Below are 4,773 nucleotides of genomic sequence, written 5' to 3'. Positions count from 1 at the left end.
GGCAAGTACGGCATCCGCCTTGGCGCAGCCTCGCGGAAAAAATGCACCATCGGCCGATGCCCTCGCTGCGGCCGCTTCTGCTGTCACGCCATCGAGAAACGCAAGACAGACCAGCGGATGCCTTGATGGCGGCACATGGGGTTCGCTCTGGCCGCCGTTCTCAGCCGTTTTTTGAATGATCCACCGTCCGGGCTCGTCACTCTACCAGAGGGCGAAGTGCATCTTTTGGAGACGTGCCATGAACATTCGCCGATGGATCGGCTTGGTGGTGGGGCTGCTGGCGGTTTCGTCCTCCGCCGGCCAGGAGGTCCACTGGCTCCGCTACCAGACCAGCCGCGAACCGTGGCAGGTCCTGGGCAATTATGACCGAATCGAACCGCAACCGCTTCGTGAGGCTCCGCAAGGCCTTGCTTTGCCTCAGTTTGCATCGCCCGACCCGCTGTTCGTCCAATGGGAAACTCCTATGGTCGAAGCCGGGCGCCTGTGGCTGGCCCTCGACCGCAGCGGAAAAGACGAATTGCCGGACCGGCTCTATGTCGATAGCGACGCCGACGGCAGTCTCGCCGACGAACAGCCGATCAAACCATGGAGGGTCGATCCGCCGGTGTGCGTGTTCGGACCGGTCCGGATCGTCTTTCCCTCCGCCGATGGGCCCATCCCGTATCATCTGAACGTCCACCATGCGGTGCATGAAGGCAGGGAGGTGATCCAGATACATCCCGGCGGCTGGTATACCGGCCGGGTCGCCCTCGGGCCGCACCAGCGGAACCTGACGCTGATCGACTGGAACGTTAACGGCGCCTTCAATGACACGTCGCCGCCATTCGAACACACCGACCGGATCAGGCTCGATCCTGACGGCGGGATTAAGGAGCACCTCGTCGCTCAGTACCTCCAGGTCGATGACCAGTGGTTTCACGCCGCGCCGGCCAGGGACGGGGCCGCCATACGTATCCAGCCGATCCCCCAAGATCGTATTCCCATGGGCCGGATCCGCGTGCCCCTCGACGTGGTCCTGCTCGAACTGCGCGGCGAAGAGGGCCACGTAAGGGTCCCGCTCACGGAGGGAATCGGCAAAGTCCCAGCCGGGCGATGGGCGATCCACCAGTGGCAGATCAGCCGTAGGATTGGCGACGACACATGGGTCCTCTGGGCCGAGAACCGCACGGAGGCTGGAAGCTTCGAGGTCAAACCTTCAGGCGAAGGTGTCGAACCGACGTTCATTCCAGCCGGCGATCCGCTGATCCTGAAGCTGACCGCCGCCAAGAGACCATACCAACCGGAACTGCTGGCCAGGGTCTACGGCGAGACCGAGCCCATACCGCTGCACCTGAATCTCTCTCTTTTTCTTGAGACCCTATTCGGCGAACGCGTGACGAGGATTTCAACGCAGCAGGGCGCCGCGCCGGACACGCCACGGCTGCACATCCGCAGCCGGGATGGAACCTACGACCGTACCCTCGGCGTGATGTGGGCGGGGCCGAATAACTCCTTTCATGGACTGCGATGGCGAGAATCTCGATGTGCCGGCGGGCCCTATCGGATCGAGATCGAATACCCCGATTACCCTTTCGCGATCGAAAAGCTCCTCTACACCCTGAACGCCGACGGCACGCTCGAAGCCCACCGGACGCCGGATATGCCGCAAATCGTCAGCGGCGAGTTCTTCACCGTCGATCTTCGTCCCTACTGCAATCAGCCGCTGGCCCAACCTCCCTCCGGCCAGACGCCCAACGATCTGGCCAACCTGCCCCTCGGCCGACGGAAACTGCGAGGTGTGGAGTTTGACATCGTCGATCAGACGCAGAACGACGGCAAGTCGCAGATCCGCCTCATTAGCTCGCAGCATCGGCCCGACCTGCCGCGACAGATCGTCGGCATCGACGTCGGAGGGCAAAAGGCGGCACGCCTCTACTTCCTGCACGCGATGGAATGGGGCGAAGAGCATCTCGAACCGCCCAAGGCCGGTGAATACCGCATCTACTACCAAGGCGCCGACGATACGCAGGTCATTCCCATCCTCAACGGTACGACCATCGGCGAGTGGTGGCAGCCGAAGGAGCTCTCGCAGGCCTGCGTCGGATGGTCCGGCCACAACGGCTGGTCCCGCGTCGGCCTCTACGTCTACGCGTGGCAGAACCCCCATCCCGACCGGCCGATTGCCTCAATCGACTTTGTCTCAGACGATGTGGGCCCGGTCCTGAGCCTGATCGCCGTCACCGGAGAAAAATAGCGCCAGCCGTTGCCAGGAGATCCAATCATGCGTGCGATACTCATGCTGCTCATCACCGCGGTCACGGCCTCGGGCTGGATATACAACTCTGGATCGTCCGTTCCCAGGACCTTCACCGGCGTCGTCGTCGATCGAGACGGCAGGGCGGTCCAAGGGGCCGTGGTGGAGACCCTGCCGGGCCGACAATCCGTCACGACCGACGACCAGGGCCACTTCAGCCTGTCGTGTGCCTTGCCCGGTCACTCGCCGTTCTGGAATCAGCCGAACTTGCTGGTTCGATACGCCGACCGCAAACTGGCCGCCTTCGTCCACCCGGGGCTCGACAAGGACGTGACGGACCTGCGGATCGAACTGCTGCCGGCCATAACCGTCGCTGGTCGTGTGCTCGACGAGGAAGGCAACCCGCTGCCCGACGCCCAGATTACGCTGTGGGGCGAGTTGCTGACCGATCTTCGCACCGACTCCCACGGCCGCTACGAAATCTCGCCGCTGCCCCACGACTTGACCGCGTCGCTGGAGATCAGCCGCGACGGCTACGGCACCAGCCACCTGTTCCTCGACTTCGCCGACGCTGTGGACCTGCAATACCAGGCCAAGGACGCGATCCTCAAAAAGGCTGACCAGACGGTCTCGGGCGTGGTGCTCGACGATGCGGGCAATCCGGTTCCGGGAGCCACCGTCAGCCTATGGGGAACGCAGCAACCCCGGTGGACCGAGGATATCATTACCGATCAGCAGGGACGTTTCGTCGTGCAAGGCGTCTGCAAGGGCTACCTGGGAATCATGGCGAGGAACTCCGGTCGGCCCAAATATCTGGGCGGTTCCAAGGAGATCACGGTCGGCGAGACGGACCTGATCCGGATCGTCATTCAACCGCATCCGCACGAACGGCGGACCGACGTTGACCCCGCCGCCCTGATCGCTCGTCCGCTGCCGAACCTCGACGGCCTGACCCTCGACGTCGCCCCGGTCCAACTCGACGGCAAGACCCTGCTGATCTGCTTCTGGGACGAAAACCAGCGCCCCTCGCGCCACGCCATGAAAGTCCTGGCCGAGCAGGGCGAACTGCTCAGCCAACACCGAATCGTCCTGGTCACCATCCACGCCTCGCCCATCGAACCGAAACAGCTTCAGGAGATTCTAAGCCGCTACGGCATCATCACCGTCGCCGGCCAAATCAAATCCGAACCGGAAAAACTTCTGAAACAATGGAACGCCGCCGGCCTGCCCTGGCTCGTCCTGACCGACGAATTCAACACCATCCAAGCCGAAGGCTTCTTCCCCGACCAACTGCCCGCCATCGTCTCCGGTGAAAATTCCTCGTCCCAGCAGGCCTCTCCCGACGCCCCGGATTGGCGAACGCGGTTCAATCAGGTCTACCGCCTCGAGGACGGCCAAACTCTCAAGCGGATTACCGCGCCGTTCATTCCCGAGCGCAAGGAGTACTACACAGCGGAGTTTGCTCACCAGGCCTCCATCATACCGGAGCCGCCGGACCGGTTCGTCTTCCACTGGGACGGTAGGTTGGCGCGTTGGGCGAGCCTGTGTTTCGGCGACGCGGGAACCATCGGGTCAACATTGGACTCCGTACTGGGGCTGCGCACTTACGAATTCGAGGGAACGGACGCCTTGTTGAAACTTGGACTTCCAGGCGACTGGGTCGTGCGTCGAAACAGCTCAACCGCCGAGCGGCTGGAGGCCCTGCACCGGATACTCCACGAAGAACTCGGCCGGGACATCCGCTTCGAAAAACGCCGCGTGGAGCGAGAGGTCATCGTGGCGAAAGGGCGGTTCAACTTTCAACCCCTGCCGGAAACGCGTGGCCGGCAAGTCGTCCAGTTCTTTGCGGACAAGCCGGACCCGGGCGACGGTGGGCACGACGGAATAGCCAATACGGTGGCGGAGCTTCTTAGAGAACTCAGTCGTCTCGCCGACCGGCCCGTCGTTGACCGGACGGAGAGCCGGCAGGACCAGGAACTCATCGGCTATTGCCGGCACTCCTCAAGCTATCTCTACCGGTTGCCGAAAGGCCCCGACCGAGACGCCAGGTTGAATGACCTTTTGGAGACGCTGTCCAAACAGACGTCGCTGACATTCTCCCGCGAACCGCTGCCGATCGACGTATGGTTCGTGACCGAGCAGGCGAATTGAGGTCATGCAATCGACAAGGACGGGCCAGCGGCAGGACCGTCAGCACAGGTCGATCACGTGCTTCCCGGCTGACTGAATCTTGAGCACTCGGCGACCGTCTTCATCGGTGGAAGCATCCGCGCAGATGCCGTCAAGCCTGACGCTCCGCGGACAGTTGGCGTAGATTCGCGTCTCGCCGATCCCTTCCGGCACATCCGTCTCAAGCCGAAGTCCGCCGCCGCTGTCTTTCGACCACGCAACGCTGACCGTTCCCATCGGCGTTGGCACCGTGCCTCTGGCCCATGCCAGATCGCCGCAATGCGGTTCGATCGCCACTTCGGCAAAACCCGGCCGGCGCGGCTTGACACCCAACACCTCGCGGATCAGCCAGGCCGCCGGTCCGCTGCCCG

The 4,773-nt window shown here is 63.1% G+C and carries 3 protein-coding genes; 2 read left to right on the top strand and 1 reads right to left on the bottom strand.

Going from position 1 to position 4,773, the window contains the following annotated elements; translation table 11 throughout:
- Window positions 1–238 precede the first annotated feature (238 nt).
- Together GXY33_20515 and GXY33_20510 are read left to right on the top strand one after the other, a co-directional pair.
- Complete coding sequence (locus tag GXY33_20515; GenBank protein NLX07532.1) at window positions 239–2,233, top strand: hypothetical protein; 1,995 nt, start codon at window positions 239–241, stop codon at window positions 2,231–2,233.
- A gap of 27 nt (window positions 2,234–2,260) precedes the next feature.
- On the top strand, window positions 2,261–4,384 hold the full coding sequence (locus tag GXY33_20510) for a hypothetical protein (GenBank protein NLX07531.1): 2,124 nt from the start codon (window positions 2,261–2,263) through the stop codon (window positions 4,382–4,384).
- Between the two features lie 39 nt (window positions 4,385–4,423).
- On the opposite strand, the gene GXY33_20505 is transcribed toward GXY33_20510, so the two are convergent.
- On the bottom strand, window positions 4,424–4,773 hold a 350-nt coding region (locus GXY33_20505), incomplete at its 5' end, for a hypothetical protein (GenBank protein ID NLX07530.1).

Source organism: Phycisphaerae bacterium (genome assembly GCA_012729815.1).
Classification (GTDB): domain Bacteria; phylum Planctomycetota; class Phycisphaerae; order JAAYCJ01; family JAAYCJ01; genus JAAYCJ01.
Note: the sequence above shows the minus strand (reverse complement) of the source record. Positions and strands in the feature narration are given on the sequence as shown.

What these genes read in the sequence shown, in the direction of transcription:
- GXY33_20515 (NLX07532.1), top strand. Translation starts at nt 239, where the DNA reads ATGAACATTCGCCGATGGATCGGCTTGGTGGTGGGGCTGCTGGCGGTT.
- GXY33_20510 (NLX07531.1), top strand. Translation starts at nt 2,261, where the DNA reads ATGCGTGCGATACTCATGCTGCTCATCACCGCGGTCACGGCCTCGGGC.